General features: G+C 74.6%; 24 protein-coding genes. 13 read left to right on the forward strand and 11 right to left on the reverse strand.

The annotated features are described in order from the left end of the window. Positions 1 to 2 precede the first annotated feature (2 nt). Positions 3 to 2,024, forward strand: a complete 2,022-nt coding sequence (locus IF43_RS0105110; protein ID WP_051794700.1) for a fumarate reductase/succinate dehydrogenase flavoprotein subunit — start codon at positions 3 to 5, stop codon at positions 2,022 to 2,024. Beyond that, complete coding sequence (locus IF43_RS0105115; RefSeq protein WP_030194394.1) at positions 2,021 to 2,767, forward strand: succinate dehydrogenase/fumarate reductase iron-sulfur subunit; 747 nt, start codon at positions 2,021 to 2,023, stop codon at positions 2,765 to 2,767. Before IF43_RS0105110 ends, IF43_RS0105115 begins: the two co-directional genes overlap by 4 nt. Positions 2,768 to 2,848: 81 nt before the next feature. Here IF43_RS0105115 and IF43_RS0105120 read toward each other — a convergent pair whose 3' ends face one another. After that, on the reverse strand, positions 2,849 to 5,299 hold the full coding sequence (locus IF43_RS0105120) for an excinuclease ABC subunit UvrA (RefSeq protein WP_030194397.1): 2,451 nt from the start codon (positions 5,297 to 5,299) through the stop codon (positions 2,849 to 2,851). Positions 5,300 to 5,407: 108 nt separating this feature from the next. On the opposite strand from IF43_RS0105120, the gene IF43_RS0105125 reads away from it, so the two are divergent. Beyond that, a complete protein-coding gene (locus IF43_RS0105125; protein ID WP_030194399.1) occupies positions 5,408 to 6,334 on the forward strand; it encodes a MerR family transcriptional regulator in 927 nt (308 codons plus the stop codon). Here the strand turns inward: IF43_RS0105125 and IF43_RS0105130 are convergent. After that, complete coding sequence (locus IF43_RS0105130; protein ID WP_234331952.1) at positions 6,282 to 7,352, reverse strand: LLM class flavin-dependent oxidoreductase; 1,071 nt, start codon at positions 7,350 to 7,352, stop codon at positions 6,282 to 6,284. The genes IF43_RS0105125 and IF43_RS0105130 overlap by 53 nt on opposite strands. Before the next feature lie 67 nt (positions 7,353 to 7,419). On the opposite strand from IF43_RS0105130, the gene IF43_RS0105135 reads away from it, so the two are divergent. Further along, positions 7,420 to 7,923, forward strand: a complete 504-nt coding sequence (locus tag IF43_RS0105135; protein ID WP_030194403.1) for a nucleotidase — start codon at positions 7,420 to 7,422, stop codon at positions 7,921 to 7,923. A 106-nt stretch (positions 7,924 to 8,029) separates the two neighbouring features. Here IF43_RS0105135 and IF43_RS0105140 read toward each other — a convergent pair whose 3' ends face one another. Next, positions 8,030 to 8,245, reverse strand: a complete 216-nt coding sequence (locus IF43_RS0105140) for a dodecin (protein ID WP_030194405.1) — start codon at positions 8,243 to 8,245, stop codon at positions 8,030 to 8,032. Between the two features lie 307 nt (positions 8,246 to 8,552). Between IF43_RS0105140 and IF43_RS0105145 the strand changes: the two genes are divergently transcribed. The 3 genes from IF43_RS0105145 to IF43_RS0105155 all read left to right on the forward strand — a co-directional run bounded on the left by IF43_RS0105145 (position 8,553) and on the right by IF43_RS0105155 (position 11,739). Further along, positions 8,553 to 9,800: an extracellular solute-binding protein gene (locus IF43_RS0105145; RefSeq protein WP_107048399.1), complete on the forward strand. Its 1,248-nt coding sequence runs from the start codon at positions 8,553 to 8,555 to the stop codon at positions 9,798 to 9,800. Between the two features lie 149 nt (positions 9,801 to 9,949). Beyond that, complete coding sequence (locus IF43_RS0105150) at positions 9,950 to 10,771, forward strand: GNAT family N-acetyltransferase (protein ID WP_030194410.1); 822 nt, start codon at positions 9,950 to 9,952, stop codon at positions 10,769 to 10,771. Further along, positions 10,768 to 11,739, forward strand: a complete 972-nt coding sequence (locus tag IF43_RS0105155; protein ID WP_030194420.1) for a 1-acyl-sn-glycerol-3-phosphate acyltransferase — start codon at positions 10,768 to 10,770, stop codon at positions 11,737 to 11,739. Before IF43_RS0105150 ends, IF43_RS0105155 begins: the two co-directional genes overlap by 4 nt. Here IF43_RS0105155 and egtD read toward each other — a convergent pair. The 5 genes from egtD to IF43_RS0105180 form a co-directional block, all read right to left on the reverse strand. Next, positions 11,634 to 12,596: an L-histidine N(alpha)-methyltransferase gene (gene egtD / locus IF43_RS0105160; protein ID WP_030194425.1), complete on the reverse strand. Its 963-nt coding sequence runs from the start codon at positions 12,594 to 12,596 to the stop codon at positions 11,634 to 11,636. The genes IF43_RS0105155 and egtD overlap by 106 nt on opposite strands. Then, complete coding sequence (egtC, locus tag IF43_RS0105165) at positions 12,593 to 13,351, reverse strand: ergothioneine biosynthesis protein EgtC (protein ID WP_030194428.1); 759 nt, start codon at positions 13,349 to 13,351, stop codon at positions 12,593 to 12,595. Before egtC ends, egtD begins: the two co-directional genes overlap by 4 nt. Beyond that, positions 13,351 to 14,655: an ergothioneine biosynthesis protein EgtB gene (gene egtB, locus IF43_RS0105170; RefSeq protein WP_030194431.1), complete on the reverse strand. Its 1,305-nt coding sequence runs from the start codon at positions 14,653 to 14,655 to the stop codon at positions 13,351 to 13,353. Before egtB ends, egtC begins: the two co-directional genes overlap by 1 nt. A gap of 1 nt (position 14,656) precedes the next feature. Beyond that, on the reverse strand, positions 14,657 to 15,973 hold the full coding sequence (egtA, locus tag IF43_RS0105175; RefSeq protein WP_030194433.1) for an ergothioneine biosynthesis glutamate--cysteine ligase EgtA: 1,317 nt from the start codon (positions 15,971 to 15,973) through the stop codon (positions 14,657 to 14,659). A 392-nt stretch (positions 15,974 to 16,365) separates the two neighbouring features. Next, complete coding sequence (locus tag IF43_RS0105180) at positions 16,366 to 16,770, reverse strand: type II toxin-antitoxin system PemK/MazF family toxin (RefSeq protein ID WP_234331953.1); 405 nt, start codon at positions 16,768 to 16,770, stop codon at positions 16,366 to 16,368. Positions 16,771 to 16,987: 217 nt separating this feature from the next. On the opposite strand from IF43_RS0105180, the gene IF43_RS0105185 reads away from it, so the two are divergent. Beyond that, positions 16,988 to 17,713, forward strand: coding sequence for a hypothetical protein (locus IF43_RS0105185; protein ID WP_030194437.1), 726 nt, complete (start codon positions 16,988 to 16,990; stop codon positions 17,711 to 17,713). Between the two features lie 8 nt (positions 17,714 to 17,721). Here IF43_RS0105185 and IF43_RS36075 read toward each other — a convergent pair whose 3' ends face one another. Next, positions 17,722 to 18,231 (reverse strand): MFS transporter, encoded by a 510-nt coding sequence (locus IF43_RS36075; protein ID WP_234331954.1) that lies wholly within the window; start codon positions 18,229 to 18,231, stop codon positions 17,722 to 17,724. Next, positions 18,228 to 18,551: a hypothetical protein gene (locus tag IF43_RS42360; RefSeq protein ID WP_234331955.1), complete on the reverse strand. Its 324-nt coding sequence runs from the start codon at positions 18,549 to 18,551 to the stop codon at positions 18,228 to 18,230. Before IF43_RS42360 ends, IF43_RS36075 begins: the two co-directional genes overlap by 4 nt. Before the next feature lie 234 nt (positions 18,552 to 18,785). Between IF43_RS42360 and IF43_RS0105195 the strand changes: the two genes are divergently transcribed. The 5 genes from IF43_RS0105195 to IF43_RS0105215 all read left to right on the forward strand — a co-directional run bounded on the left by IF43_RS0105195 (position 18,786) and on the right by IF43_RS0105215 (position 24,760). Beyond that, positions 18,786 to 19,820 (forward strand): LacI family DNA-binding transcriptional regulator, encoded by a 1,035-nt coding sequence (locus IF43_RS0105195; RefSeq protein ID WP_030194439.1) that lies wholly within the window; start codon positions 18,786 to 18,788, stop codon positions 19,818 to 19,820. A gap of 166 nt (positions 19,821 to 19,986) precedes the next feature. Beyond that, on the forward strand, positions 19,987 to 21,171 hold the full coding sequence (locus IF43_RS0105200; RefSeq protein ID WP_030194441.1) for a thiolase family protein: 1,185 nt from the start codon (positions 19,987 to 19,989) through the stop codon (positions 21,169 to 21,171). Between the two features lie 182 nt (positions 21,172 to 21,353). Further along, positions 21,354 to 22,793, forward strand: a complete 1,440-nt coding sequence (locus tag IF43_RS0105205; RefSeq protein ID WP_030194449.1) for an aldehyde dehydrogenase family protein — start codon at positions 21,354 to 21,356, stop codon at positions 22,791 to 22,793. Between the two features lie 97 nt (positions 22,794 to 22,890). Continuing rightward, positions 22,891 to 23,277, forward strand: coding sequence for a thioredoxin (trxA, locus tag IF43_RS0105210; RefSeq protein ID WP_030194453.1), 387 nt, complete (start codon positions 22,891 to 22,893; stop codon positions 23,275 to 23,277). A gap of 52 nt (positions 23,278 to 23,329) precedes the next feature. Next, complete coding sequence (locus IF43_RS0105215) at positions 23,330 to 24,760, forward strand: NAD(P)/FAD-dependent oxidoreductase (protein ID WP_030194454.1); 1,431 nt, start codon at positions 23,330 to 23,332, stop codon at positions 24,758 to 24,760. A 101-nt stretch (positions 24,761 to 24,861) separates the two neighbouring features. Here the strand turns inward: IF43_RS0105215 and IF43_RS0105220 are convergent, their stop codons facing one another. Next, positions 24,862 to 25,722 carry a chitosanase gene (locus IF43_RS0105220; protein WP_030194455.1) on the reverse strand — a complete coding sequence of 287 codons (861 nt, stop codon included), beginning with the start codon at positions 25,720 to 25,722 and terminating at the stop codon, positions 24,862 to 24,864. Positions 25,723 to 25,811: the final 89 nt, after the last annotated feature.

Raw genomic sequence — 25,811 nt, forward strand, 5'->3', positions numbered from 1 at the left:
CCATGAGCACGAACCCGAACCCGAACCCGTCCCCCACCGGGACCCCCCACCACGCCACCGGCGCCCCCCGCTACACCACCGGCGCCCCCCTCGTCGACACCAAGGCCCCCGCGGGCCCCGTCGCCGACCGCTGGGACCGCCGCCGCTTCGAGGCCAAGCTGGTCAACCCCGCCAACCGGCGCAAGCACACCGTGATCGTCGTCGGCACCGGCCTCGCCGGCGGTGCGGCCGGCGCCACCCTCGCCGAACAGGGCTACCACGTCGTCCAGTTCTGCTTCCAGGACTCCCCGCGCCGCGCCCACTCCATCGCCGCCCAGGGCGGCATCAACGCCGCCAAGAACTACCGCAACGACGGCGACTCGGTCCACCGCCTCTTCTACGACACCGTCAAGGGCGGCGACTTCCGGGCCCGCGAGTCCAACGTCCACCGCCTCGCCCAGATCTCCGTCGAGATCATCGACCAGTGCGTGGCCCAGGGCGTGCCCTTCGCCCGCGAGTACGGCGGTCTCCTCGACACCCGCTCCTTCGGCGGCGTCCAGGTCTCCCGCACCTTCTACGCCCGCGGCCAGACCGGCCAGCAGCTGCTGCTCGGCGCCTACCAGGCACTGTCGCGGCAGATCGCCGCCGGCAACGTCGAGATGCACGCCCGCACCGAGATGCTCGACCTGGTCGTCGTCGACGGCCGGGCCCGCGGCATCGTCGCCCGCGACCTGGTCACCGGCGCGGTGACCACGTACTTCGCTGACGCCGTCGTCCTCGCCACCGGCGGCTACGGGAACGTCTTCTACCTCTCCACCAACGCCATGAACTCCAACGCCACCGCCGTCTGGCGGGCCCACCGGCGCGGCGCGTACTTCGCCAACCCCTGCTTCACCCAGATCCACCCCACCTGCATCCCGCGCACCGGCGACCACCAGTCCAAGCTGACGTTGATGAGCGAGTCGCTGCGCAACGACGGCCGGATCTGGGTCCCCAAGGCCAAGGGCGACACCCGTCCGGCTGCCGACATACCCGAGGACGAGCGGGACTACTACCTGGAGCGCGTCTACCCGTCCTTCGGCAACCTCGTGCCCCGCGACATCGCCTCCCGGGCCGCCAAGAACGTCTGCGACGAGGGCCGCGGCGTCGGACCGGGCGGCCAGGGCGTCTACCTCGACTTTGCCGACGCCATCCGCCGCATGGGCCGGGACGCGGTGGCGGAGAAGTACGGCAACCTCTTCGAGATGTACGAGCGGATCACCGCCGAGGACCCGTACGAGGTCCCCATGCGGATCTACCCGGCCGTGCACTACACGATGGGCGGCCTCTGGGTCGACTACGACCTCCAGACCACCGTCCCCGGACTGTTCGCCGTCGGCGAGGCCAACTTCTCCGACCACGGCGCGAACCGGCTCGGCGCCTCCGCCCTCATGCAGGGCCTCGCCGACGGCTACTTCGTGCTCCCGGCCACCATCAGCGACTACCTGGCCCGCCTGCCCGCCGTGGACCCGGCCCCGGTCGACGACACCCACCCCGCCGCCGTGGCCGCCGTACGGGAGACCCGCGAACGGCTGGAGCGGTTGCTGGCCGTCGACGGCGACCGCACCCCCGACTCCTTCCACCGCGAGATCGGCGAACTCATGTGGGAGCACTGCGGAATGGCCCGCGACGAAGCCGGCCTGCGCAAGGCGCTCGACCGCATCCCCGCCGTCCGGGAGGAGTTCTGGCGCCGCGTGAAGGTCCCCGGTACGGGCGAGGAGCTGAACCAGTCGCTGGAGAAGGCCAACCGGATCGTCGACTACCTCGAACTCGCCGAGCTGATGTGCCTCGACGCCCTGCACCGCAGCGAGTCCTGCGGCGGTCACTTCCGGGAGGAGTCCCAGACGCCCGACGGGGAGGCGGCCCGCCGCGACGAGGAGTTCTCGTACGTGGCCGCCTGGGAGTACGGCACGCCCGACGGCTCCGGAGCCGCCCCCGCGCCCGTCCTCCACAAGGAGGACCTCGTCTTCGAGTACGTCCACCCCACCCAGCGGAGCTACGCATGAGGATCGACCTGCGCGTCTGGCGCCAGAAGAACGCCGACGCCCCCGGAGCCATGGTCACCTACCGGGTCGAGAACGTCTCCCCCGACATGTCGTTCCTGGAGATGCTCGACACCCTCAACGAGGACCTCCTGCTGCGGGGCGAGGACCCGGTGGCCTTCGACCACGACTGCCGCGAGGGCATCTGCGGAGCGTGCAGCCTCGTCATCAACGGCGACGCGCACGGACCCGAGCGGACCACCACCTGCCAGCTCCACATGAGGGCCTTCGCCGACGGCGACACCATCGACGTGGAGCCGTGGCGGGCCGCGGCCTTCCCGGTCGTCAAGGACCTCGTGGTGGACCGGACCGCCTTCGACCGGATCGTCCAGGCCGGCGGCTACATCACGGCCCCGACCGGTTCGGCCCCCGAGGCGCACGCCACCGCGGTCCCCAAGGCCGACGCCGACTCCGCCTTCGAGCACGCCGAGTGCATCGGCTGCGGGGCGTGCGTGGCGGCCTGCCCCAACGGCTCGGCGATGCTCTTCACCTCGGCCAAGGTCAACCACCTGAACGTGCTGCCGCAGGGCGCGCCCGAGCGCGAGACCCGCGTCCTCGACATGGTCGCCGCGATGGACGACGAGGGTTTCGGCGGCTGCACCCTCACCGGCGAGTGCGCCACCGCCTGCCCCAAGGGCATCCCGCTGCCGTCCATCGCCGCGATGAACCGCGAGTGGCTGCGCGCCACCCGCAAGGCCCGCCGCTGACCCGCGCGCCCCGGCCGCGGGCGCGCAGGGACGCGTCACCGGCGCTACGCGTCGCCGGGCAGCAGATGCTGCGGGCCGCCGTCATCCGCCCGACGCGGCCCGCGGCGCCAGCCGCCGCGCGAGGTAGGGCGCCGTACGACTGCCGGCCGCCCCGGCGACCGCCGCCGGCGGACCCGCCGCCACGACCCGGCCGCCCGCCTCACCGCCGCCCGGGCCGAGGTCGATCACCCAGTCCGCCCCGGCGACCACGTCCATGTCGTGCTCGACCACGACCACCGAGTGCCCCGCGTCCACCAGCCCGTGCAACTGCGCCAGCAGCACCTCCACATCGGCCGGGTGCAGCCCGGTCGTCGGCTCGTCCAGCAGGTAGAGCGTGTGGTCGCGGCGCACCCGCTGCAGCTCCGCCGCCAGCTTGATGCGCTGCGCCTCGCCGCCCGACAGCTCCGTGGCGGGCTGACCCAGCCGGAGGTAGCCGAGACCGATCCCGCGCAGGGCGCGCAGGCTGCGCGCGGCGGCCGGGACACCGGCGAAGAACCCCTCGGCCGACTCCACCGTCAGCTCCAGCACCTCGGCGATGTTCAGGCCTTCGTGCCGCACCTCCAGCGTCTCCGGGTTGTAGCGCGCGCCGGCGCAGTCCGGGCAGGGCGCGTACGTGCTGGGCAGGAAGAGCAGCTCCACCGAGACGAAGCCCTCGCCCTGGCACGTCTCGCACCGCCCGCCCGGCACGTTGAAGGAGAACCTCCCGGTCTTGTAGCCGCGCGCCTTCGCCTCCGCGGTCCCCGTGAAGATCTTGCGCACGACGTCGAACAGGCCCGTGTACGTGGCCAGGTTCGACCGCGGCGTGCGCCCGATCGGCTTCTGGTCGACCTCCACCAGCCGCGTCACCGGTCCCGCGGTCCCGTCCCCGGCCGCCAGGCGCTCGGCCACCGTCTCCGCCAGGGCGCGGCCGACCAGCGTGGACTTGCCCGAGCCCGAGACGCCGGTCACGGCCGTGAACACCCCGAGCGGGAAGTCGACGTCGAGGTCGCGCAGGTTGTTGCGGGTCACGCCCGACAGCGCGATCCGGCCGGCCGGACGGCGCACCCCCCGCGCCGGCGCCGGACCGTCGGCGAACAGGAACCGGCCCGTCGCCGACCCGGCCACCTCCGCGAGCCCGGCCGGCGGACCGCAGTGCAGGACCCGCCCGCCGTGCTCTCCGGCCCGTGGCCCGACGTCGACCAGCCAGTCCGCGTGCCGCACCACGTCCAGGTGGTGCTCCACCACGAACACCGTGTTCCCGGCCGCCTTGAGCCGGTCCAGTACGCCCAGCAGCGCCTCGGTGTCGGCGGGGTGCAGCCCGGCCGACGGCTCGTCCAGCACGTACACGACGCCGAACAGCCCCGAGCGCAACTGCGTGGCCAGCCGCAGCCGTTGCAGCTCGCCCGCCGACAGGCTCGGTGCCGTGCGGTCCAAGGACAGGTAGCCCAGGCCGAGTTCGGTGACCGTGGCGATCCGTCCCAGCAGGTCCCCGGTGAGCACCCGGGCGGTCTCGCCCGCGCCCGGAGCCGCCCCGGGCGCCTCCCCGGCGCCGCCGGCGCCCTCCGCCAGCACCCGCGCCAGCCCGGTCAGCGGCAGCGCGGCGAGCTCCGCGATCGTCCGCCCCCCGAACGTCACCGCCAGCGCCTCCGGCCGCAGCCGGCTGCCCGCGCAGCCCGGACACGCCACGGAGGTCAGGAACTTCTCCGCCCGCGCCCGCAGCGTGTGGCTCTTGGTGTCGGAGAAGGTGCGCATGACGTAGCGGTGCGCACTCATGTAGGTGCCCTGGTAGGGGCGCTGGATCCGCTCCGCGTCCCGCACGGGGTGCACGGTGACCACGGGCTGCTCGTCCGTGAAGAGGATCCACTCCCGGTCCTTCGGGTCCAGCTCCCGCCACGGCCGGTCCACGTCGTAGCCGAGCGCGTCGAGCACGTCGCGCAGGTTCTTGCCCTGCCAGGCCCCCGGCCAGGCCGCGACGGCGCCGTCCCGGATCGACAGGGACGGGTCGGGGACCAGCAGCTCCTCGCTGGTGCGGTGGATCCGGCCCAGGCCGTGGCAGTCCGGACACGCGCCGGCGGCGGTGTTGGGGGAGAAGGCGTCGGAGTCCAGCCGCTCCGCCCCCGCCGGGTAGGTGCCCGCGCGCGAGAAGAGCATCCGCAGCGAGTTCGACAGCAGCGTCACGGTCCCGACGGACGAGCGCGAGCCCGCGGCCGAGCGGCGCTGCTCCAGCGACACCGCCGGCGGCAGCCCGGTGATCTCCCCGACCTTCGGCGCTCCCACCTGGTGGATCAGCCGCCGTGCGTAGGGGGCCACCGACTCGAAGTAGCGCCGCTGGGCCTCGGCGTAGATCGTGCCGAAGGCCAGCGAGGACTTGCCGGAGCCGGAGACGCCGGTGAACACGGTCAGGGCGCCGCGCGGGATGTCGACGTCGACCCCGCGCAGGTTGTGCTCGCGCGCCCCCCGGACGCGCACGTAGGGGTCGGGGGATCCGTCGGGTCGTACGTCCACGCTGTGCATTTGTCCGATTCTAGGCGGCGGTCCCCCCGGGACCCGGCCGTGGGCGCCGGGGCGCGACGGGCGACACTTGACCCTGACACCGTGTGAGGCCGTGCAGTAGGGGACGTCATGTTCACCATCGGAGACTTCGCCCGGCACGGCCGCGTATCGGTCCGCATGCTGCGGCACTACGACGCCCTCGGCCTGCTGCGGCCCGCCCTCGTGGACCCGTTCACCGGCTACCGCTCCTACGAGGCGGCCCAGCTCGCCCGGCTCAACCGCGTCATCGCCCTCAAGGACCTCGGCTTCACCCTCCAGCAGGTGGGGGAGATCCTCGACGACAAGGTCGGGGCCGAGGAACTGCGGGCCATGCTGCGGCTGCGCCGGGCCGAACTGGCGGCGGCGCGGGCGGCGGCCGAGGCCCGGCTGGCCCAGGTCGAGGCGAGGCTCCGGTCCATCGAGAGCGAGGGGCGCATGAGCACCCACGACGTCGTCGTCAAGCGGATCCCGGCCGTACGCGTGGCCTGGCTGAGCGCGGTCGCCGAGGGCTTCGAGCCCGAGGCCGTCGGACCGGTCGTCGGCCCGCTGTTCGACGAGCTGTGCCGGCGACTGGCGGAGGCGGGCGTCGAACCGACCGGCCCCGCCGTCGCACTGTACGAGGACCACCCGCGGGCGTCCGTGGCCGACCGGGCCGCGGCCGCCGGAGCGGAAGGCGCGGAAGGCGCGGACGGCGCGGACGGCTCCGGATCGGGGGCGGTCCTCGTGCACGCCGCGCTGCCCGTCCCCGCGTCGGCCACCGCTGCGGCGGCCGCGGCCGGCGGTTTCGAGATCGTCGAGCTGCCGGCGGTCGAGGCGGCCGCCACCGTCGTCCACCGCGGCTCCATGGACGACGTGCTGCCCACCGCCCAGACCCTGGCGGCCTGGATCGACGCCAACGGCTACCGGTCGCGCGGCTACGCCCGCGAGCTCTACCTGGAGTGCCCCGAGGACCGCGGCGGCTGGGTCACGGAGCTCCAGGAGCCGGTCGAGGGTCCGCCGGCGCCGGCCGCGCGGTGAGCCCGGCCAGCCGGGCCAGGCGGTCGTAGGAGTCCAGCAGGGCCGCGCGGTCGTAGGTACTCGTGGTGACGAGCACCTCGTCGGCGCCGCTCTCGACGACCGCCCCGCCCAGCTCGGCGGCCACCTGCTCCTCCGTGCCGTGGACGTGGCCGGACAGGGCGGCCTCGTAGAACCCGCGCTGCTTCGGCGTCATCTCCAGCCCCTCGACCTGCTCGGCCGGGGCCAGCGGGGGGAAGCTGCCGCGGGTGCGCGAGTACGCCGTCGCCCACGCCTCCGGCACGAGCAGGCGGCGGGCCGCCGCCTCCGTCCCGGCGACCGCCACGGTGCCGGAGACCACCACGTACGGGCGCTCCGCCCACGCGGAGGGGCGGAAGCCGCGGCGGTACGCGTCGACCGCGGCCAGCAGCCGGTCGCGGCGCCGCAGGTCGCCCACGACCAGGGGCAGCCCGGCCCGGGCCGCGATGCCCGCGCCCTCGCCGGTGGCCAGCACGTACGGGGGGATGGCGAGGCCCTCGGCCGGGCGGGCGTGCACCTGGGGGTGGGCGGTCTGGGTGCCGTCCAACCAGCCGAGCAGTTCGGCCAGTTGCTCCTCGAAGCCGTCGGCGTCGGCCACCCCGCGGCCGAGCGCCCGCCGGATGCCGTCGGTGAACCCGACCGAACGGCCCAGGCCCAGGTCGATCCGACCCGGGAAGAGGGCCTCGAGGACGCCGAACTGCTCTGCCACGACGAGCGGCTGATGGTTCGGCAGCATCACCCCGCCGGTGCCCACCCGGATCGCCGAGGTGGCGGCGGCGACGGCGGCCGCCAGCACCGTGGGGGCGGAGCCGGCCACCCCCGGGACGCTGTGGTGCTCGGAGACCCAGAACCGGTGGTAGCCCAGCCGGTCGGCGCGGCGGGCGAGGTCGACGGTGTCGCGCAGCGCCTCCGCGGGCGGGCGGCCCTCGCGTACGCGCGAGCGGTCGAGGACGGAGAAGGGCACCCCCGCGAGGGCGGGGTGCGCGGGGCGGTTCGGGCTCACGGTGGGTTCAACGCCGCCGTGGCCGGGAGATTCCCGGGTGTCGGTGGCCGTCCCTAGGCTGGCCTGCATGACGCATGCGAGAAGCGACAGCACACGGCGGCCGCTGGCCGTCTTCGACCTCGACGGCACCCTGGCGGACACCGCGCACCGGCAGCACTTCCTGGAGCGCCGGCCGCGCGACTGGGCCGGGTTCTTCGCGGCGGCCCCGCAGGACCCGCCGCTGGAACGCGGGGTGGCGCTGGCCCTGGAGAGCGCCGAGGAGTGCGAGGTGGTCTACCTGACCGGTCGGCCGGAACGGTGCCGCGCGGACACCCTGGCCTGGCTCGCGGAGCAGGGGCTGCCCGACGGCAAGCTGTGGATGCGGGGCGACCAGGACCGCCGTCCGGCCCGGACGACCAAGCTGGAGGTGCTCCGGCGGATCGCCCGGGGGCGGACGGTGCGGATGCTCGTCGACGACGACGAACTCGTCTGCGACGAGGCGCGGCGGGCCGGATTCGCGGTGGTGCGGGCCGACTGGGCCGCGCCGTCCGAGGAGCTCAGGGACGCACAGGAGCGGACCGGTCGCACCTGAGACGGCCTGCGTGGTTCCCCCCCGTACGGCGCGCGGGCTCCCCGGGGCGGTCGGGGGTCCCGGCCGTCCCCCGACCGGTGCGCCCACGCCGGCCGGCGGGCCGACCTCAGTCCTCGCCGTCCAGCCGGAAGCCCACCTTCAGGCCCACCTGGTAGTGCGCGATCGCACCGTTCTCGATGTGGCCGCGCACCTGGGTGACCTCGAACCAGTCCAGGTTGCGCAGGGTCTGGGACGCGCGGGTGATGCCGTTGCGGATGGCCTGGTCGATGCCGTCGGGGGAGGTCCCGACGATCTCGGTCACGCGATAGGTGTGGTTCGACATTGGACGCTCCCGTGCGAAGTGGCGGTGCTCACTCCACGGTGCCCCACCCGGCCCGGGTCCGCGAGGCGTCGCGCCGGGCCGGACGGGTGACGGTCGGTCGCGCCACCGACCCGCACGACGGGCCCCGGGGCCTGCGCCACCCTGTCCGATAGCACGTCAAAGGTCCCGGTTTGGGCGCGAGTCGCGTCATGGCGCGTGTGGTTTCCGTGAAGAAAACCTGGCCTGATCCCCTTGACCCGTTCAATTGGTCCATGCCAATTTCAAGCCATCCCCGCACGACCCGAAGGTGGCTTCTGTGAAGTTGCGCATGTTTTCTTCCGTATGCACCGCCGTGGCCGCGGCCACGGCGCTGTCCGCCTGCGGCGTGCTCGGGTCCGACGACGGCGGTGCGCGCAAGGTCACCGTCTGGCTCATGAAGGGCAGCGCCTCGGACGACTTCCTCGACCGCTTCACGGAGGACTTCGAGGCCGCGCACGAGGACATCGACCTGGACATCCGGATCCAGGAGTGGACCGGCATCGGCGAGAAGGTCCACAAGGTGCTCCGGGGCGAGGACACCGCCGACGTGATCGAGGTCGGGAACACCCAGGTCGCGCAGTACGCCGAGACCGACCACCTCACCGAGCTGACCCTGGAGGGCCTGCGCGACTGGGGCAGCAAGGACTGGCTCAAGGGCCTCGCCGACCCGGGCAGCGTCGACGGGGCGCAGTACGGCGTCCCGTGGTACGCGGCCAACCGCGTGGTGATCTACAACAAGGACCTCTTCGAGGCGGCCGGCATCACCAGCCCGCCCAGGACCCGCGCCGCCTGGCTCCGCGACACCCGGAAGCTGGACCGGGGCGAGCAGCAGGGCATCTACCTGCCGGGCCAGAACTGGTACGTGCTCGCCGGCTTCGTCTGGGACGAGGGCGGCGACCTCGCGGTCGAGGGCAACGGCCGGTGGAACGGCGCCCTCGGCAGCCCGCAGGCCCTCCGCGGCATGCGCTTCTACCAGCAGCTCCAGGCCCTCGGCGACGGCCCGAAGAACGCCGACGAGGAGACACCGCCGCAGGCCGAGGTGTTCGCCCGCGGCAAGGTGGCGCAGATCATCGCCCCACCCGGCAGCGCGGCCCTGATCGAGCAGGCCAACCCCGAGCTCGCCGGCAGGCTCGGCTACTTCCCCGTCCCGGGCAAGACCGCCGAGAAGCCGGGGGCGGTCTTCACCGGCGGCTCGGACCTGATCATCCCCGCCGGCACGGAGCAGCGGCGGGCCGCGGTCGAGGTGATCTCCGCGCTGGTCAGCGAGAAGTGGCAGACCGAGCTGGCGCGGGAGATGAGCTACGTGCCCAACAAGACCACGCTCGCACACGTCATCGACGACAACGACGGCGCCGCGGCCATGGCCAAGGGCGCCGTCCAGGGCCGCGCCACCCCCAAGTCGGCCCGCTGGGCCGAGGTCGAGGCGCAGAACCCGATCAAGCCGTACATGACGGCGGTCCTGAACGGCGAGGACCCCGAGCGGGCCGCCGCCACCGCGGACGAGACGATCACCCGGGTGCTCAGCGCCGACCACTGACGCACCTCGGGGGCCCGCGCGAACCCGTCATTCGCCATCCGCACATCCGCGGGCCCCTGCGCCGTCATGTCGAATCCAGCCGGTCACGGAAGAAGTAAGGAGCCAGGCCCACCACCCGGCCTGGCGACCTGCCCGGACCAGGAGCCGCCATGACCATCGCCCCGCTCTCCCCCGTCCCCGCCCCCACCGCCGCACCGGGCGCCCCCGCCCCCACCCCGCCCGCGGCTCCCGCCGCCGGCGGTCCGGCGGCCCGGTACACCGTCCGGCTCGCCCGCGACGAGGCCGAGGTGCGCGCCGCCCAGCGGCTGCGCCACCAGGTCTTCGCCGGCGAGATGGGAGCCCGCCTCGACGGCCCCGAGCCCGGCCTGGACTCCGACGCCTTCGACGCCTACTGCGACCACCTCCTCGTCCTGGACGAGACGACCGGCGACGTGGTCGGCACCTACCGCCTGCTGCCGCCCGAGCGCGCCGCGGTCGCCGGGCGGCTCTACTCCGAGGGCGAGTTCGACCTCGGCCGGCTCGCCCCGATCCGGCCCGAGCTGGTCGAGGTCGGCCGCTCCTGCGTGCACCCCGCCCACCGCAACGGCGCCGTGATCGCCCTCATCTGGGCCGGCCTGGCCCGCTACATGGAGCGCAGCGGCCACAACTGGCTGGCCGGCTGCTGCTCCGTACCGCTCGCCGACGGCGGGGCCCTGGCGGCCGCCACCCGGGAGACCGTCCTCGCCCGCAACCTCGCGCCCGAGGAGTACCGCGTGACCCCGCACCGCCCCTGGAACGCCGCGGGCGTCCCCGTCGCCGGGCGCGTCGAGCTGCCGCCGCTGCTGCGCGGCTACATCCGGCTCGGCGCCTGGGTCTGCGGGGAGCCGGCCCACGACGCGGAGTTCGGCGTCGCCGACCTCTACGTCCTGCTGTCGCTGCGCCGCACGAACCCGCGCTACCTGAAGCACTTCCTGTCGCTGGTGCCCTCGTGACCGGCGTCTGGCTGCCCGCCGCGCCCTGCACCCCCGCGGGGTGCGCCGACCGGCCGGACCGGCCGGCGGCCGTGCCCCTGGCGGTACTGCGGCTCGTGGCCGGCTGCACCGTCGGCCTGCTGGGCGTCCCCGGCGCCCTGCTGGTCCGCCCGCTGGGCCCGCGCGCCCGGCACGCCGCCGTACGGTGCTGGGCCCGGACGCTCCTGCGCGCGTTCGGTGTGCGCGTCCGCCACCACGGGTGGCCCCGGCCGGTGGTCGGCCACCTGGTCGCCCCGAACCACGTCTCCTGGCTCGACGTCCCGCTCGTGGCCGGCGCCCTGCCCGGCCGGATGCTGGCCAAGAGCGAAGTACGCGGCTACCCCGGCCTGGGGTTCCTCGCCGCCCGGGCGGGCACCCTCTTCATCGACCGGGACCGGCTGCGCGCCCTGCCCGGCACGGTCGCCGGGATCGCGGGGGCGCTGCGGGCCGGGGCGCACGTCACGGTCTTCCCCGAGGGCAGCACGTGGTGCGGCCGGGCCCAGGGGCGGTTCCGCCCGGCCGCGTTCCAGGCCGCGCTCGACGCGGGAGCGGCCGTGCAGCCCGTACGCATCGACTACCGCCTCCCGGACGGCGGCCTCGCCACCGCTGCCGCCTTCGTCGGGGACGACCCGCTGGGCGCCTCGCTGTGGCGGGTGGTGCGGGCCCGCGGGGTGACGGCCGAGCTCCGGCTGCTGCCCCGGATCCCGGCCGGCCGGTACGGCGACCGGCGGGACCTGGCCCGCGCGGTCCAGGAGGCGGTGGCCGACGCCGTGCCGCTGCCGCCGCCCGACGTCCGCCACGCACCGGCCGGCCGGTCCGTACCGGCCCCGTTGCCCCTGCCGCGTCAGGCGGCGGTGGCCAGCGAGAGCGCGAACCGCCCCGCCGCGTCCGTCCACCACCGCGAGAGCTCCAGCCCCGCCGCGGCGAGTTCCGCCGCGACCCGCTCCTGACGGAACTTCGCCGACACCTCCGTCCGCATCTCCTCGCCGGCCTCGAACGGCACGACCAGGTCCAGGGCCCGGATCTTGACCGACAGCTCGGACCGGGCCCGCAACCGCATCTCGATCCACTCCTGCTCGGCGTCCCACACGGCCACGTGCGCGAAGTCGTCCGGGTGGAAGTCGGCGTCCAGCTCACGGTTGATCACCGCCAGCACGTTCTTGTTGAACTCCGCGGTCACGCCGGCCGCGTCGTCGTACGCAGCGACGAGCGTCCCCTCGTCCTTGACCAGGTCCGTGCCCAGCAGCAGAGCGTCCCCGGGCGAGAGCATCGCCCGGACCGCGCGCAGGAACGCGGCGCGCTCCGCCGGCAGCAGGTTGCCGATCGTGCCGCCCAGGAAGAGCACCAGCCGCGGCCCCGGGGAGTCGGGCAGCTCGAGCGCCTTCGTGAAGTCCGCCAGCAGCGCGTGCACGCGCAGCGACGGGTGCTCCGCCTGCAGCGTCCGCGCCGCCCCGGCCAGAGCGCTCTCGCTGACGTCCACCGGCACGTACAGGTCGAGTGCGGGCATCGCCGCGATCAGGTGCCGGGTCTTGTCCGACGACCCGGAGCCCAGCTCCACCAGGGTGCGGGCCCCGCTCGCGGCGGCGATCTCGGCGGCCCGGGCCACCAGGATCTCCCGCTCGGCGCGCGTCGGGTAGTACTCGGGCAGGCGCGTGATCTCCTCGAAGAGCTCGCTGCCGCGGCCGTCGTAGAACCATTTGGGCGGCAGCGTCTTGGGCGTGGTCGTCAGCCCGTGCAGCACGTCGTCGCGCAGCGCGGTCTCCGCCGCGTGCTCGTCGAGGGTTCGGGTCAGCAGGAATCGGCTCACGTGTTCGGCTCCTTGAGGGGGGTCAGCTTGATCTCGTCGCGCGTGGCGGTCAGCAGCGTCCGGTCGGGCACCTCCTGCCAGCGCGGATCGTCGTCGTACGGCTCGGAGGCCACGACCGTCCGCAGTGCCTCGGGCTCGGCGAGGTACCAGAGCGAGTCGCCCCAGGCGGTGGCCAGGATCCGGGCGCCGTCGGTCAGCAGCAGGTTCAGCCGGGACCCGGGCGCCGCGCCGGCCAGCTCCCGCACCACCTCGGACACCGCCCCACCGGGCTCGTCCCCGCGCCGCAGCCGGTGCGCCACCAGGGCCCACACCAACGCGGAGTCCGTACGGCACTCCATCGACAGCAGCTCCGCCGCCGGCAGCGCGGCCGCGAGCGGCGCCACCGCGTCCGGCCAGTCGCGCAGCGCGCCGTTGTGGCTGAACAGCCACCGCCCGTCCGCGAACGGCGCGGCCGCCGCCTCCCCGTCCGACCCGCCCACGGTCGCGTCGCGGACGGCGGCCAGCAGCGCACCGCTGCGCACCACCCGGACGAGGTCGAGGAAGGACTGGTCGGCCCAGATCGGCCCGAACCTCCGGAACCGGGCCGGCAGCGGATCGTACTCGGCGTACCATCCGACCCCGAAGCCGTCCGCGTTGACCACCCCGCTGGCCTGCCGGCGCGGCTCCCAGGACTGCCGGAAGAGGCTGTGGTCCGGCTCGGTCAGCAGCTTCCCGAGGGTGACCGCCGGCCCGAGGTAGGCGAGGTGACGGCACATCAGGCGTCCCGCACGGTACGGAAACCGGCGAAGATCTGGCGGCGCACGGGCAGGTCCCAGTTGCGGAACGTGCCGCGGCAGGCCACCGCGTCGACCGCGAACGAGCCGCCGCGCAGCACCTTGTGGGCCGGCCCGAAGAACACCTCCGAGTACTCCCGGTACGGAAAGGCCCGGAAGCCGGGGTAGCCGGTGAAGTCGCTGGCGGTCCACTCCCACACGTCGCCGATCAGCTGCCGCACGCCGAGCGGCGAGGCGCCTCTGGCGTAACTGCCGGCCGGGGCGGGGCGCAGGTGGCGCTGGCCGAGGTTGGCGTGCTCGGGGGTGGGGTCCTCGTCGCCCCACGGGTAGCGCCGGGAGCCGCCCGTGGCCGGGTCGTGCCGGGCCGCCTTCTCCCACTCCGCCTCCGTGGGCAGCCGCCGCCCGGCCCAGCGGGCGTACGCGTCGGCCTCGTACCAGCTCACGTGCAGGACGGGCTCGGCGGCCGGAACGGGCTCGGTCACCCCGAACCGGCGGCGCAGCCACTGGCCGCCCTCCGACCACCAGAACAGCGGCGCCCCGATGCCGTGCCGGCGGATCTGCTCCCAGCCCTCCGGGGCCCACCAGCGGCGGGTGGTGTAGCCGCCGTCGGCGATGAACCGCTGGTAGTCGGCGTTCGTGACCGGCGCGGTGTCGATCCAGTACGCCGCGACCTCCCGCTCGTGCGCGGGCCGCTCGTTGTCCAGCGACCACGGCTCGGCGGAGGTCCCCATCATGAACGGGCCGGCCGGCACCAGGGCTTCGCGGGCGGCCGGAGGCGGGCCGGCCGGCGGGTCGGGGTCGGGGGCGGTGAGCACGGCCGCGCCCCTGCGCAGCTGATGGGTGATCAGCATCGTCTCGTCGTGCTGCTGCTCGTGCTGGGCGATCATCCCGAAGGCGAAGCCGGCGTCGAGCAGGTCGCTGCCCTCGAAGGGGGTCTTCTCCAGCACGTCGAAGACCTTGCCGCGGACCTCCGCGGTGTAGCGGCGGGCCTCGTCCGGGGGCAGCAGCGGCAGCGTGGGCCGCTCGGCGCGCGGGTGCTCGAAGGCGTCGTACAGCGGGTCGATCTCGGGGTGCATGGGGTCGTGGCCGGCCACGTTGCGCAGGAGCCACAGCTCCTCCATGTTGCCGATGTGCGCCAGGTCCCAGACCAGCGGCGACATCAGGGGGGAGTGCTGGGCGGTGAGGTCGTCCGCGTCCACGCAGTCGGTGAGGCCAGCCGTACGCTGCCGCGCGGCGGTGAGGGCGGTCAGGGCCTGCTCGCGCAGGTCCTGCGGAGCGTCGTTCACGTCAGCGGTTCCTTCCGGTACGGCGGTGCGGACGGACGGCGGAGGTCGGACCCGCGGCGGTCGGAGCGGTGGCGGGCGGATCGTCGGCGGGGCAGCGGCCGCGGGCGACGTAGCGCTCCGCGAACTCCCCGACGGCGTCCACGACGGCCCCGCCGGCTCCCAGCCGGGGCAGCGCGTCCAGGGCGGCCCGGAAGCAGGTGTCGGCGGCCGCGCGCAGCTCGGGGTCGGCGGGGCCCGAGCGGGCGGCCTCCCGCCACAGGGGGTTGCGCGGGGCGGGGTGCGGGCCGGCCCGGTCGGACAGCGCCTTGACCGCGCGGTACGCCGTCTCGGCGGCCTGGGGGTCGTCGAAGAGCGCGGTGGTGACGGCCACCGGGACGAGCCAGCCGTCGTCCCCGGGCTGCGCGTCGATCATCCGCAGTTCCAGGTGGCCGCGCGGGCGCACCGGGGGGAACAGCGTGGTCAGGTGGTAGGCGAGGTCCTCGCGGGTGGGCGGGCGCGGACCGCCGTGGCGGACCCAGTCGCGGAAGGTCATGCCCTGCGGGGCGTCCCACGGCCCGCCGTCGGCGGACCGTACGCACATCACCTCGGTGTCCAGCGCGTGCCGGGTCCACGCGGCCCGGGGCTCCCGGCCCAGCGGCGGCGCGAGGTTGCGGCGCGGGTCGAGGTCCGCCCAGATGCCCTGCCGGGACGACCGCCAGCCGCGGTAGGGGCCGCTGTCGGCGGGGGAGTTGGCGAAGGCGGAGACGAGGACGGCGCCCAGCAGGTGGGCGAGCAGCCAGCGTCGGCCGTGACCGAGGGGGCCGGGTTCCTCGTAGCCGGCGTCGACGCACACCTGCACCGAGGCGGAGGCGCACATCATCTGCCGGCCGGCCGGGCCGCAGCGGTCGAAGTACCGCTCCATGGCGTCGTAGCGCGGGGCGTGCAGCAGGCGGTGCGGGGGGCGGCGGGAGTCCTGGCCGCGGCCGACGAGGTAGAGCCCCAGGTCGTCCAGGGTCGCCCGGACGGCGGACAGATCGGCCTGGAGGGCGTCGAGGCAGCCGGTGAGGGAGGTGGCGACCGGGGAGCTCAGTTCGAGCTGGCCGCCCGGCTCGACGGTGAAGCGGGAGTGCAGGGGGAGCGCGCCCGCGGCGGCGTGGGCCGCGTGCAACCGCTCGTCGGAGACGGGGGCGCCGGGGGAGGCGCGGTCGTGTATCAGCCATTCGAGTTCGGCGCCGACGTACCGGGGCGGCCCGGTCTTGAAACAGATGCCGTGGACCAGATCCTCGGTCTCGGCCTCGGAGACCGCAGGGGCGGTCCCAGGACGGGACGTCTGGGGCATTGCCTGATCCTCCTGTCAACACTCTGACGAGCTCGGGTCGAGGCTACGCACCGAGGTTCGACGATCTCTCGCGGAATCCTCAAGAGCGAATTCGAGCCGCAAGTGGGCAGATTGGCGAAAAGTGTCTCTTGCCTCCAGACCCGGGTGTGGGGCGTCCCGGCATGCGCTTTCCGAAGGAAAGCTGATCCGCCTTCCAGGATATATGCGAACGAAAAGGGCGCTCGGCGAACGTCTTCCCCCGGTCACTCTGCGTACCCGCCCCTCCGTGGTGCCGCCGGCCGGCCTCGCGGCGGCGCGTACGACGAAGCCGGCCCGGGGGGTGCACCGGGCCGGCTTCGGGAACGTGAGTGGGGCTCCAGGGTTTGGTGGGACCTGAGAGCGGGGAGAGTCGATCAGGTCCAGCCGTACCGCTCGCGCAGGCGTGTGATCACGAGGTCGAAGCGGGCCCGATCCAGGGCGCAGGCCTCGCGCCGCATGCCGGCGTCGGTGATGCGCAGGATCCGGTCCACGTCCACCCAGGACGGCCGCCCCTCGCGGTCCCAGGGCCCGGCGCCGAGCGCGATCCACTCGCGGTCGTCGTCGTGGCGCTTGCTCGACAGCTGGACCGCAAGGAGCGTTCCGGACACCTCACGGGCCACGACCAGGACCGGCCGGTCCTTGCCCCGCCCGTCCCCCTCCTCGTACGGCACCCAGGTCCAGACGATCTCGCCGGGGTCGGGGTCGCCGTCGTACGCCGGGGCGTACTCGGTGCGCACCGGTCCGGTCGTGTACGGGTCCACTTCGGTCGTCGCAGTCACGCGGGACACGGTACGCCGACCGGTGGCGGCGGTTCCGCCCGCGGCGGCGTTCCGACGGGGGACGCGCCCGCCGGCCGGTTGACGCCCGTCCGGCCCCCCGTCGGCACCGCCCCGTACCGGTCGGGCGGAACCGCAGGCCGGCGGGCCCCGTCACAGCCCCGCTCCGGTCCGCACACGACCGGACCGGACAGCCGTACGACACACATGGGGGGCACGTATGCGCATCACCACCACCCGTACCGGCACAGGACGTGGGGGAACCCGAACGGCCCTGCTCTGCACGGCGGTCGTGCTGGCGGCCGCACTGACCGGCTGCGGCACCGACGAGGGGCCGGACACGTCGGGGTCGAGCCTGGTGGCCGCCGCGGCCGACTGCCCGCAACTCGCCGACGACCCGGCGCAGGAGGACCCCACCGCACCCCCCGCCACCATCGACGGGAGCCCCGCCAACACCCGGGAGGCGGAGGCCCTCGCGCAGGCCGTCGGCGAGCTGGGGCGGGTGGCCTTCGCGGACGTGTACGCCGAGATGCGGGTGGACTCCCCGCCGGGACGGGTGCTCCTGTGCGTCACCGACCTCGCCGAGGGGCGGAAGCTGCTGGCGGCCGCGAAGGCGGCCGATCCGTCCGTGGACCCGGGCCGCGCGGACCTCTACCTGGCCCGGTACGGCAGGCGGCAGCTCGACACCGCCCTGCAGCGGGTCATGGACGCGGGCGAGGTCGCCGGATTCCGGGTCTACACCGGTACGCCCGAACACGACGCCTCCGGCGTGGTGGTGACCACCAGCAAGGAGGGTGCGGCCTCGACCGCGTTCGCCGCGGAGGCCCGCCGACTCGCGGGGGAGGTCCCGGTCCGGGTGCTGGCCGGTGAGCCGGTCCGCGTGCTGGCCGACGAGCCGGTCCGGGAGCTCGTCCGTCCCGGTAGGTCGCCGGCACCGCGGGGCTGAGCGGAACCTCAGCGCACGGTGCGGATCGGCCGGACGGCCAGTGCCCCGGCCACCGACAGGACGGCCGCGACGAGGAAGAGCGCGGTGTAGCCGCCGCTGAGGGAGACGACCAGCGAGGCGATGAACGGCGCGATGATCTGCGGTCCGGCGTTGGCGACGTTCAGGACGCCCATGTCGCGGGCGGCGTCCTCGGCGGTCGGCAGCACCAGGGTCACCAGCGCCGTGTCGACCGCCATGTAGCAGCCGAAACCGAGCCCGTTGACCACCGAGAAGGCCAGCATCGCCGGCCAGCTCGCCGAGGCCGCGGGGATCAGCAGGGCCACCGCGGAGAGCACGGCCGAGGCGCCGACGAACAGCTTGCGCCGGTCGAACCGGTCGGAGAGGTGGCCTCCGACCACGGTGGAGACCACCATCGCCACGCCGTTCAGCGGCATCAGCAGCGCCACCGCCTCCTCGGCCTCCATGCCCTCCGGCAGCCGGGTGCGGTCCTGGAGGACGTAGAGCTGGTACGCGCTCACCGCGAAGTACTCGAGCGAGGCCGCCGCCCAGGATCCACGGATTGCGCCGCCCGGAGCGGTCGGACAGGGGCCCCGGCGACGGGGTTGAAGACCGTCGCGAAGAGGGCGGAGACCCCACCGATCAGGCCGAAGTTGGCGACCTTCGCCGCCGGGTCGATCTTCTCGACCTGCAGCGCGAGCAGGACGCCCGCGACGCCGACGTACAGGGCGTACATCGCCGTGTTGCCGACCAGCAGCAGGGGCCGCAACCCGCGGCCGGTTCCGGGGCGCGGGGAGGGGGCGGCCTGGGACGTGCCGGTGCCAGGGGAGGAAAGGGCCACGGTGCCCTCCAGGGCAGGGGGGAACGGATGAGGGGACGTGCCGGCGCGGCGCCGGGGGAGGCGGGCGCGGCGGGGCACGGACGACGCGTCGGCGGAGCTGCCGCGGAGTCCCTGACGACCCCGCGGCGACCACGTGGTTACACGTGTCAATGAATCGTGTAACCACTGTGTAGCACTCGTTTCCGGCCATCCGCCAGACCTGGGACCCGACGGGTCTGGAAAGATGCCAGCGCAATGTCACAGTCATCCAAGCCAGGGGCCCCCGCTCCCGCCGCCCCAGCCGTACCGACCAGCGCCGACGTGGCCCGCCTGGCCGGGGTCTCCCGCGCGACCGTCTCGTACGTACTGAACAACGCCGAGGCCGTCCGGATCAGCGAGCCCACCCGCCGCAAGGTCCGCGAGGCCGCGGAGGAACTCGGCTACGTCCCGCACGCCGCTGCCCGCAGCCTGCGCGCCGGGCACACCCGCATCGTGCTGCTGCCCACCCCGCACGTCCCGATCGGGCCGCTCTACAGCCGCTTCCTCAACGAGCTCCAGTGGGCCCTGCGCCGACTCGACTACACCGTCGTGCAGTACGGCAGCCTCGGCCTCAGCGGCGACCAGGCCGCCCGCGCCTGGGCCGAGCTGAGGCCGGTCGCCGTGATCTCCCTCGGCGAGATCACGCTCTCGCCGCGCAACGTCGCCACCCTCAAGAGGGCCGGCGCCCGTGCCGTGATCACCCTGGGCCCCGAGAGCGTCCCCGGCGCCCACGCCCTCGTCATGGACCAGACCGAGGTCGGCGCGCGCGCCGTCGGCCACCTCGCCGCGACGGGCCGGAGCCGCATCGGCGTGGTCGTTCCCGAGGAGGAGGGCCTCGGACTGTTCTCGGCGCCCCGCCTGGCCGGGGCCCGGACGGCGGCGGCCGAGGCCGGCGTGCACGTCGAGCCGCTCCCCATGAGCTACACCGAGGTCTCGGCGGAGCGGCTGGCCGCCCGCTGGCCCGACCTCGGCCTCGACGCCGTCTACGCCTACAACGACGAGTACGCCATGCTCCTGATGCGCGCCCTCCAGGACGCCGGGGTCCGCATCCCCGAGGACACGGCCGTCGTCGGCGCCGACGACCTGCTCCTCGGCCGGCTGCTGCGGCCGCGCCTGAGCACCGTGCAGATCGAACTGCCCACCGGCGACACCCTCGCCTCCCTGGTCGACCGGGTGGTGCGCGAACCGGGCGAGGCGCAGGAGCGGCACGACCTCATGGCGGCCCGGATCATCCGCCGCGAGTCCAGCTGACCGCTCGTCCCCCGGCTCCACCCCCCACCACATCCCCGCAGGTCAACCCCCCCGACCGTTGACAGTGAGGCGCCCGAGGCGGAGACTGCGGGCGCGTTGATCAGGACGCGCCCCATCCGCGGCGGCACCCCCGCCCGCACCGTACGGATCCGCCCAGGAGACCCCGATGAGCATCCGCGACGTGTACATCGTCGACGCCGTCCGCACCCCGATCGGCAAGTTCGGCGGCGCGTTCGCCGGGGTCCGACCCGACGACCTGGCCGCCCACGTCGTGCGCGCCCTCGTCGACCGTACGCCCGACCTCGACCCCGCCCGCATCGACGACGTCGTCCTCGGCGACGCCAACGGCGCCGGCGAGGACAACCGCGACGTCGCCCGGATGGCCGTGCTACTCGCCGGGCTGCCGGTCAGCGTCCCCGGCGTCACGGTGAACCGGCTGTGCGGCTCCGGCCTCGAAGCCGTGATCCAGGCCGCCCGCGCGATCGCCCTCGGGGACGCCTCCGTGGCCATCGCCGGCGGCGTCGAGTCGATGACCCGTGCACCCTGGGTCGTGCAGAAGCCCGAGCGCACCTTCCCGGCAGGCCACCAGCAGATGTGGTCCACCACCCTCGGCTGGCGCATGACCAACCCCCGCATGCCCGAGGAGTGGACCGTCTCGCTCGGCGAGGGCGCCGAGCTCATCGCCGACAAGCACGGCATCACCCGCGAGGCGCAGGACGCCTTCGCCCTCGCCAGCCACCGCAAGGCAGCCGCGGCCTGGAACGCGGGCCTCTACGACGGCGAGGTCGTGCCGTACCCGGACGTGGTCCTGGCCCGCGACGAGTGCATCCGGGAGTCCTCGACCCCCGAGGCGATGGCGAAGCTCAAGCCCGCCTTCCGCCCCGACGGCACCGTCACCGCGGGCAACGCCTCCCCGCTCAACGACGGCGCTGCGGCCCTGCTCCTGGTCGACGAGGAGGGCCTGCGCGCCACCGGGCGCGAACCGCTGGCCCGGATCCGCACCTCGGCGGTCACCGGCATCGAGCCGCACCTCTTCGGCCTCGGTCCGGTCGACGCCGTCCAGCGCGCCCTGGCCAAGGCCGGCCGCGGCTTCGGCGACCTGACCACCTTCGAGCTCAACGAGGCCTTCGCCGCCCAGGCCCTGGGCTGCCTGGCCGAGTGGCCCGAGCTCGACCCCGCACTGGTCAACCCGCGCGGCGGCGCCATCGCGCTGGGCCACCCGCTCGGCGCCTCGGGCGCCCGGCTCGCGGGCTCGGTCGCCCACCAGCTCGCGGCCGCCGGTTCCGGCACCGGCCTCGCGGCGCTGTGCATCGGCGTGGGCCAGGGCATCGCGCTCGTCCTGGAGCGCTGAGGCCTCGGACCCGCCGGACCCGGACCCACTGCTTTCCGGTCACCAACTGCCCAATAACTGAACAGATTTGGGGATGCGGGCTGGCTAGCATGGCGGCTGCCCGCAGCCCGGCCGGGCCCCCGCAGTCCGGGCCCCGCCCCCCCGCCGCCCCGCGCGCGGCGACTCCCCCGAGAGGCCCCGCCATGCCGCTGCTCGACCCCGCCACCTGGCAGTCCGAGACCCCGCTGACCGGCGGCCCGGCGCCGGTCGTCGAGCCGGCCACGGGGGAGACCCTGGCCACCGTCCGGCTCGCCGCGCCCGCCGACGTCGCGGCGGCCGCCGCGCGCGCCGAGGCGGCCCGGCGGGCCTGGGGGAGCGCCCCGTACACCGGCCGGGCGGCCGTGCTGCGGCGCGCCGGCGACCTGTTCTCCGAGCACGCCGCCGAGCTGCGCGACTGGCTGGTGCGCGAGACGGGCTCCGTACCGGGCAAGGCGGACTTCGAGCTGCACACGGCCGCCCAGGAGTGCTACGAGGCGGCCGCCCTGGCCTCGCGTCCCGGCGGGCAGGTCCTGGCGAGCGAGGCGCCCCGGCTCTCGTACACCCGGCGGGTGCCCGCCGGCGTCGTCGGCGTGATAGCCCCCTTCAACGTGCCGCTCGTCCTGGCCGTACGGTCGGTCGCGCCGGCCCTCGCCCTCGGCAACGCGGTGCTCCTCAAGCCCGACGCGCGCACCTCCGTCTCGGGGGGTCTCGCGCTCCGGGCGGTCTTCGAGGCCGCCGGACTGCCCACGGACCTGCTGCACGTGCTGCCGGGCGGCCGCGAGACCGGGGCCGCCGTGGTGGACGAACCCCTGGTCCGTATCGTGTCGTTCACGGGCTCCACCGCCGCCGGCCGGAGCGTGGGCGAGGCGGCGGGCCGTGGACTGAAGCGCGCGCACCTGGAGTTGGGCGGCAACTCCGCCCTGATCGTGCTGGCGGACGCCGACCTCGACGCGGCCGTCTCCCAGGCGGCCTGGGGCTCCTTCTTCCACCAGGGCCAGATCTGCATGACCGCCGGCCGGCACCTGGTGCACGCCTCCGTGTACGAGGAGTACGTCGAGCGGCTGGCCGCCAAGGCCGAGGCCCTGGCGGTCGGCGACCCGTACCGCGCCCGGGTGCACCTCGGACCGCTCATCGACCGGGGCCAGCTCGAGCGCGTGCACGCGCTGGTGGAGGCGAGCGCGACCCAGGGCGCCAAGATCGTCGCGGGCGGCCGGTACGAGGACCTCTTCTACCGCCCCACCGTGCTCGCCGGCGTCGGCGACGACACCCCCGCGTACGCGGAGGAGGTCTTCGGCCCGGTCGCGCCGGTCCGCTCCTTCGGCACGCTCGACGAGGCGGCGCAGCTGGCCGCGGCCGGCCCGTACGGGCTGTCCCTCGGCATCGTCACGCGGGACACCGCACTGGGGCTGGAACTGGCCGACCGCATCCCCACCGGCATCGCCCACGTCAACGACCAGACCGTGAACGACGAGGCCGTCGCGCCCTTCGGCGGCGTGGGGGCCTCGGGCACCGGCGCCCGCTTCGGCGGGGAGGCGAACCTGGACGCGTTCACGGAAGTCCGCTGGACGACGGTCAGGCGCGAGCCGGCTGGGTACCCGTTCTGAGAGGGACCGGAATAGCCGGGCTCCTGGTGCGGTTGACGGGGACGGCTGAGCGCGGCCTCACCGGAGGCCCGCGGTTGACGAAAGTAGGGACGGACCCATGGCCACCGTGGAACTGACCAAGGACAACTTCGACCAGGTCGTGAGCGAGAACGATTTCGTCCTGATCGACTTCTGGGCGTCCTGGTGCGGCCCCTGCCGGCAGTTCGCCCCGGTCTTCGAGAAGGCCTCCGAGACCCACGCCGATCTGGTCTTCGGCAAGGTCGACACCGAGGCGCAGCAGGAGCTGGCAGCGGCGTTCGGGATCTCCTCGATCCCTACCCTCATGATCGTCCGTGACCGGGTGGCGGTCTTCGCCCAGCCCGGCGCGCTCCCCGCGGCCGCCCTCGAGGACGTCATCGGCCAGGCCCGCGCCCTCGACATGGACGACGTCCGCAAGCAGGTCGAGGCCGCCCAGGCGGGACAGCCCGGCGGAGCCGAGGCCTGACCCCCGGCGCGCCCGCCCGGCACCCGTGCGGGTGCCGGGCGAGACTGACCGTATGACCGAAGCTGTGGAGTACGACGTCGTGGTGCTCGGCGGGGGCCCGGCCGGCGAGAACGTGGTGGACCGGACCCGCGCCGCGGGGCTCAGTACGGCGCTGGTGGAGGCCGAACTGATCGGCGGGGAGTGCTCGTACTGGGCCTGCGTCCCGAGCAAGGCGCTGCTCCGGCCGGCCCTCGCGCGGGCGGACGCCCGCCGGGTGCCCGGCCTGCGCCAGGCGGTGGCAGGCCCGCTGGACACCGCGGCCGTCCTCGCGCACCGCGACTACTGGACCGGCGACTGGAAGGACGACGGCCAGGTCGACTGGCTCGACTCCGTCGGCGCGCACGTCTACCGGGGCCACGGTCGCCTGCACGGCGAACGCCGGGTGGGCGTCACCGGCCCGGAGGGGGAGCGCCACCTGCTCGCCGCCCGCCACGCGGTGGTCGTGGCCACCGGCACCCGGCCCCTGCTGCCCGAACTGCCCGGCCTCACCGGTGCGCGGCCCTGGACCTCGCGCGAGGCGACCAGCGCCCGGCACGTGCCCCCGCGGCTGGCCGTCGTGGGCGGTTCCGTCGTCGCGGCCGAGATGGCCACCGCCTTCACCGCCCTCGGCTCCGCCGTCACACTGCTGGTGCGCGGCGCGGGTCTGCTGCCGCGCATGGAGGACTTCGCCGGCGAACTGGTCGCCGAGGGCCTGCGCGAGGCGGGGGCCACCGTCCGTACCGGCACGTCGGTCGAGGCGGTCGTGCGGGACGGCCCGACGGGACTGGTGACCGTCGTCCTCGAGGGCGGCGAGACCGTCGAGGCCGACGAACTGCTCTTCGCCACCGGCCGCACCCCGCGCACCGACGACATCGGACTGGAGACCGTGGGCCTGACGCCCGGCGGCTGGATCCCCGTGGACGACGACTGCCGGGTCCGCGGCCATGCGTGGCTGTACGCGGTGGGGGACGTCAACCACCGGGCCCTGATGACCCATCAGGGCAAGTACCAGGCGAGGATCGCGGGGGCCGCCATCGCGGCCCGGGCCGCCGGCGTCCAGCCGCTGGAGACCGACCGCTGGGGTGCGCACGCGGCCACCGCCGACACCGACGCGCTGCCGCAGGTCGTGTTCACCGACCCCGAGGCGGCCTCGGTCGGACTGACCCTGGCCGCCGCCGAGCGGGCCGGCCACCGCGTGCGGGCCGTCGACCACGACCTCGGCGCCGTGTCCGGCGCGGGCCTGTACGCGGACGGCTACCGCGGCCGGGCCCGGATGGTGGTGGACCTCGACCGCGAGGTGGTGCTCGGCGCCACGTTCGTCGGACCGGCCGCGGGCGAGCTGCTGCACGCGGCGACGATCGCGGTGGCCGGCGAGGTTCCGCTGGCCCGCCTGTGGCACGCGGTGCCCGCCTTCCCGACGATCAGCGAGGTGTGGCTGCGCCTGCTGGAGGCGTACCGGGGCTGACCGGCGGGGCACTGCGGCGGGCAGGCGGCCCCGGGGGCCGTTCGGCGGGCGACGCCCCGGGGACGTCACCCGCCGCACGGCTCTCCAGGAGGCCCCGGCGATCAGCCGATGTGGTAGCTGTCGCCGTAGACCTTCCAGTCCAGCGGGGTGTTGAGGTCCAGGTTGCGCTTCTTGAGGAACACCCGCTGGGCGGTGTCGACGCGGCTGGTGTCGCTGTGCGCCTCCTCCTGCTTCATGGCCCACACGCGCGCGTCGAGGAACGCGCCGATCCAGACCGCCTCGTCGCCGCCCTGGACCGGCGGCTTGGCCGAACGCAGCGCGCGCTTGCGGATGTTGCGGAAGCTGGTGGGGTCCGAGCCGTCGCCGTGCATGACGATCGCGTCGTAGTACGCGAACTGGCCCAGCGCGCCGATGCCGTCGGACTTGCCCTGGCCGACGGCGGGGTTGAAGTAGACGCGGTCGCGCTCGTCGTTCTGCGCCTGCTGGAAGACGCGGTCCCCGGCCGCCGTGCGCCAGGCGCGCTCGAAGGCGGAGCCGAGACCCGAGTGCGAGTCGGTGCCGTCGACCCGGCGCAGGGCCGGGAGGTAGCGGGACAGGACGTTGCCCGGCTTGCGGCGGTCGTAGAGTTCGACCAGGTCGAGCATGTCGCCGGTGCCGGAACAGAAGCCGATGATGCCCGCGGTGTAGCCGCGGCCGTCGTCGATGTCCTCGATGTAGCCGTACTGGGCCTTCCAGTCGAGGGAGGAGTTCTCCGCGCTGGAGACCAGTTTCATGGCGATCTCCTTCTTCGCCGGGTCGTCGAGGTCGACCCGGCGCACTCCGGCGCGGCGGGGCGCGGGGACCGGCGGGGCGCTCGGGGTGACCGCGCCGGCGGCGGCCGGGACCGCGAGGGCGGCGGCGCCGAGGAGGGTGCCGGTGAGGAGCGCGCGGCGCGACGTGGTCCGGCGGTGAGGGGTGCCCACGGGTGGCCTCCTGGATTGATAGGAAACTTTCCTGTCAGTCTGGCCATAGTGGCATGCTCTCGTCAATGGGGCGGAAGTGCGGGTGCCGC

Source organism: Streptomyces sp. NRRL S-87 (assembly GCF_000719335.1).
GTDB lineage: Bacteria > Actinomycetota > Actinomycetes > Streptomycetales > Streptomycetaceae > Streptomyces.

Coding starts and splice junctions, on each gene's coding strand:
- IF43_RS0105200 (WP_030194441.1), top strand. CDS start 19,987: ATGAGCATCCGCGACGTGTACATCGTCGACGCCGTCCGCACCCCGATC.
- IF43_RS0105140 (WP_030194405.1), bottom strand. CDS start 8,245: ATGTCGAACCACACCTATCGCGTGACCGAGATCGTCGGGACCTCCCCC.
- IF43_RS0105120 (WP_030194397.1), bottom strand. CDS start 5,299: ATGCACAGCGTGGACGTACGACCCGACGGATCCCCCGACCCCTACGTG.
- egtA (WP_030194433.1), bottom strand. CDS start 15,973: ATGCCCCAGACGTCCCGTCCTGGGACCGCCCCTGCGGTCTCCGAGGCC.
- IF43_RS0105125 (WP_030194399.1), top strand. CDS start 5,408: ATGTTCACCATCGGAGACTTCGCCCGGCACGGCCGCGTATCGGTCCGC.
- IF43_RS0105110 (WP_051794700.1), top strand. CDS start 3: ATGAGCACGAACCCGAACCCGAACCCGTCCCCCACCGGGACCCCCCAC.
- trxA (WP_030194453.1), top strand. CDS start 22,891: ATGGCCACCGTGGAACTGACCAAGGACAACTTCGACCAGGTCGTGAGC.
- IF43_RS0105115 (WP_030194394.1), top strand. CDS start 2,021: ATGAGGATCGACCTGCGCGTCTGGCGCCAGAAGAACGCCGACGCCCCC.
- IF43_RS0105195 (WP_030194439.1), top strand. CDS start 18,786: ATGTCACAGTCATCCAAGCCAGGGGCCCCCGCTCCCGCCGCCCCAGCC.
- IF43_RS0105185 (WP_030194437.1), top strand. CDS start 16,988: ATGCGCATCACCACCACCCGTACCGGCACAGGACGTGGGGGAACCCGA.
- IF43_RS0105205 (WP_030194449.1), top strand. CDS start 21,354: ATGCCGCTGCTCGACCCCGCCACCTGGCAGTCCGAGACCCCGCTGACC.
- egtC (WP_030194428.1), bottom strand. CDS start 13,351: ATGTGCCGTCACCTCGCCTACCTCGGGCCGGCGGTCACCCTCGGGAAG.
- IF43_RS0105215 (WP_030194454.1), top strand. CDS start 23,330: ATGACCGAAGCTGTGGAGTACGACGTCGTGGTGCTCGGCGGGGGCCCG.
- IF43_RS0105150 (WP_030194410.1), top strand. CDS start 9,950: ATGACCATCGCCCCGCTCTCCCCCGTCCCCGCCCCCACCGCCGCACCG.
- IF43_RS0105135 (WP_030194403.1), top strand. CDS start 7,420: ATGACGCATGCGAGAAGCGACAGCACACGGCGGCCGCTGGCCGTCTTC.
- IF43_RS0105145 (WP_107048399.1), top strand. CDS start 8,553: ATGTTTTCTTCCGTATGCACCGCCGTGGCCGCGGCCACGGCGCTGTCC.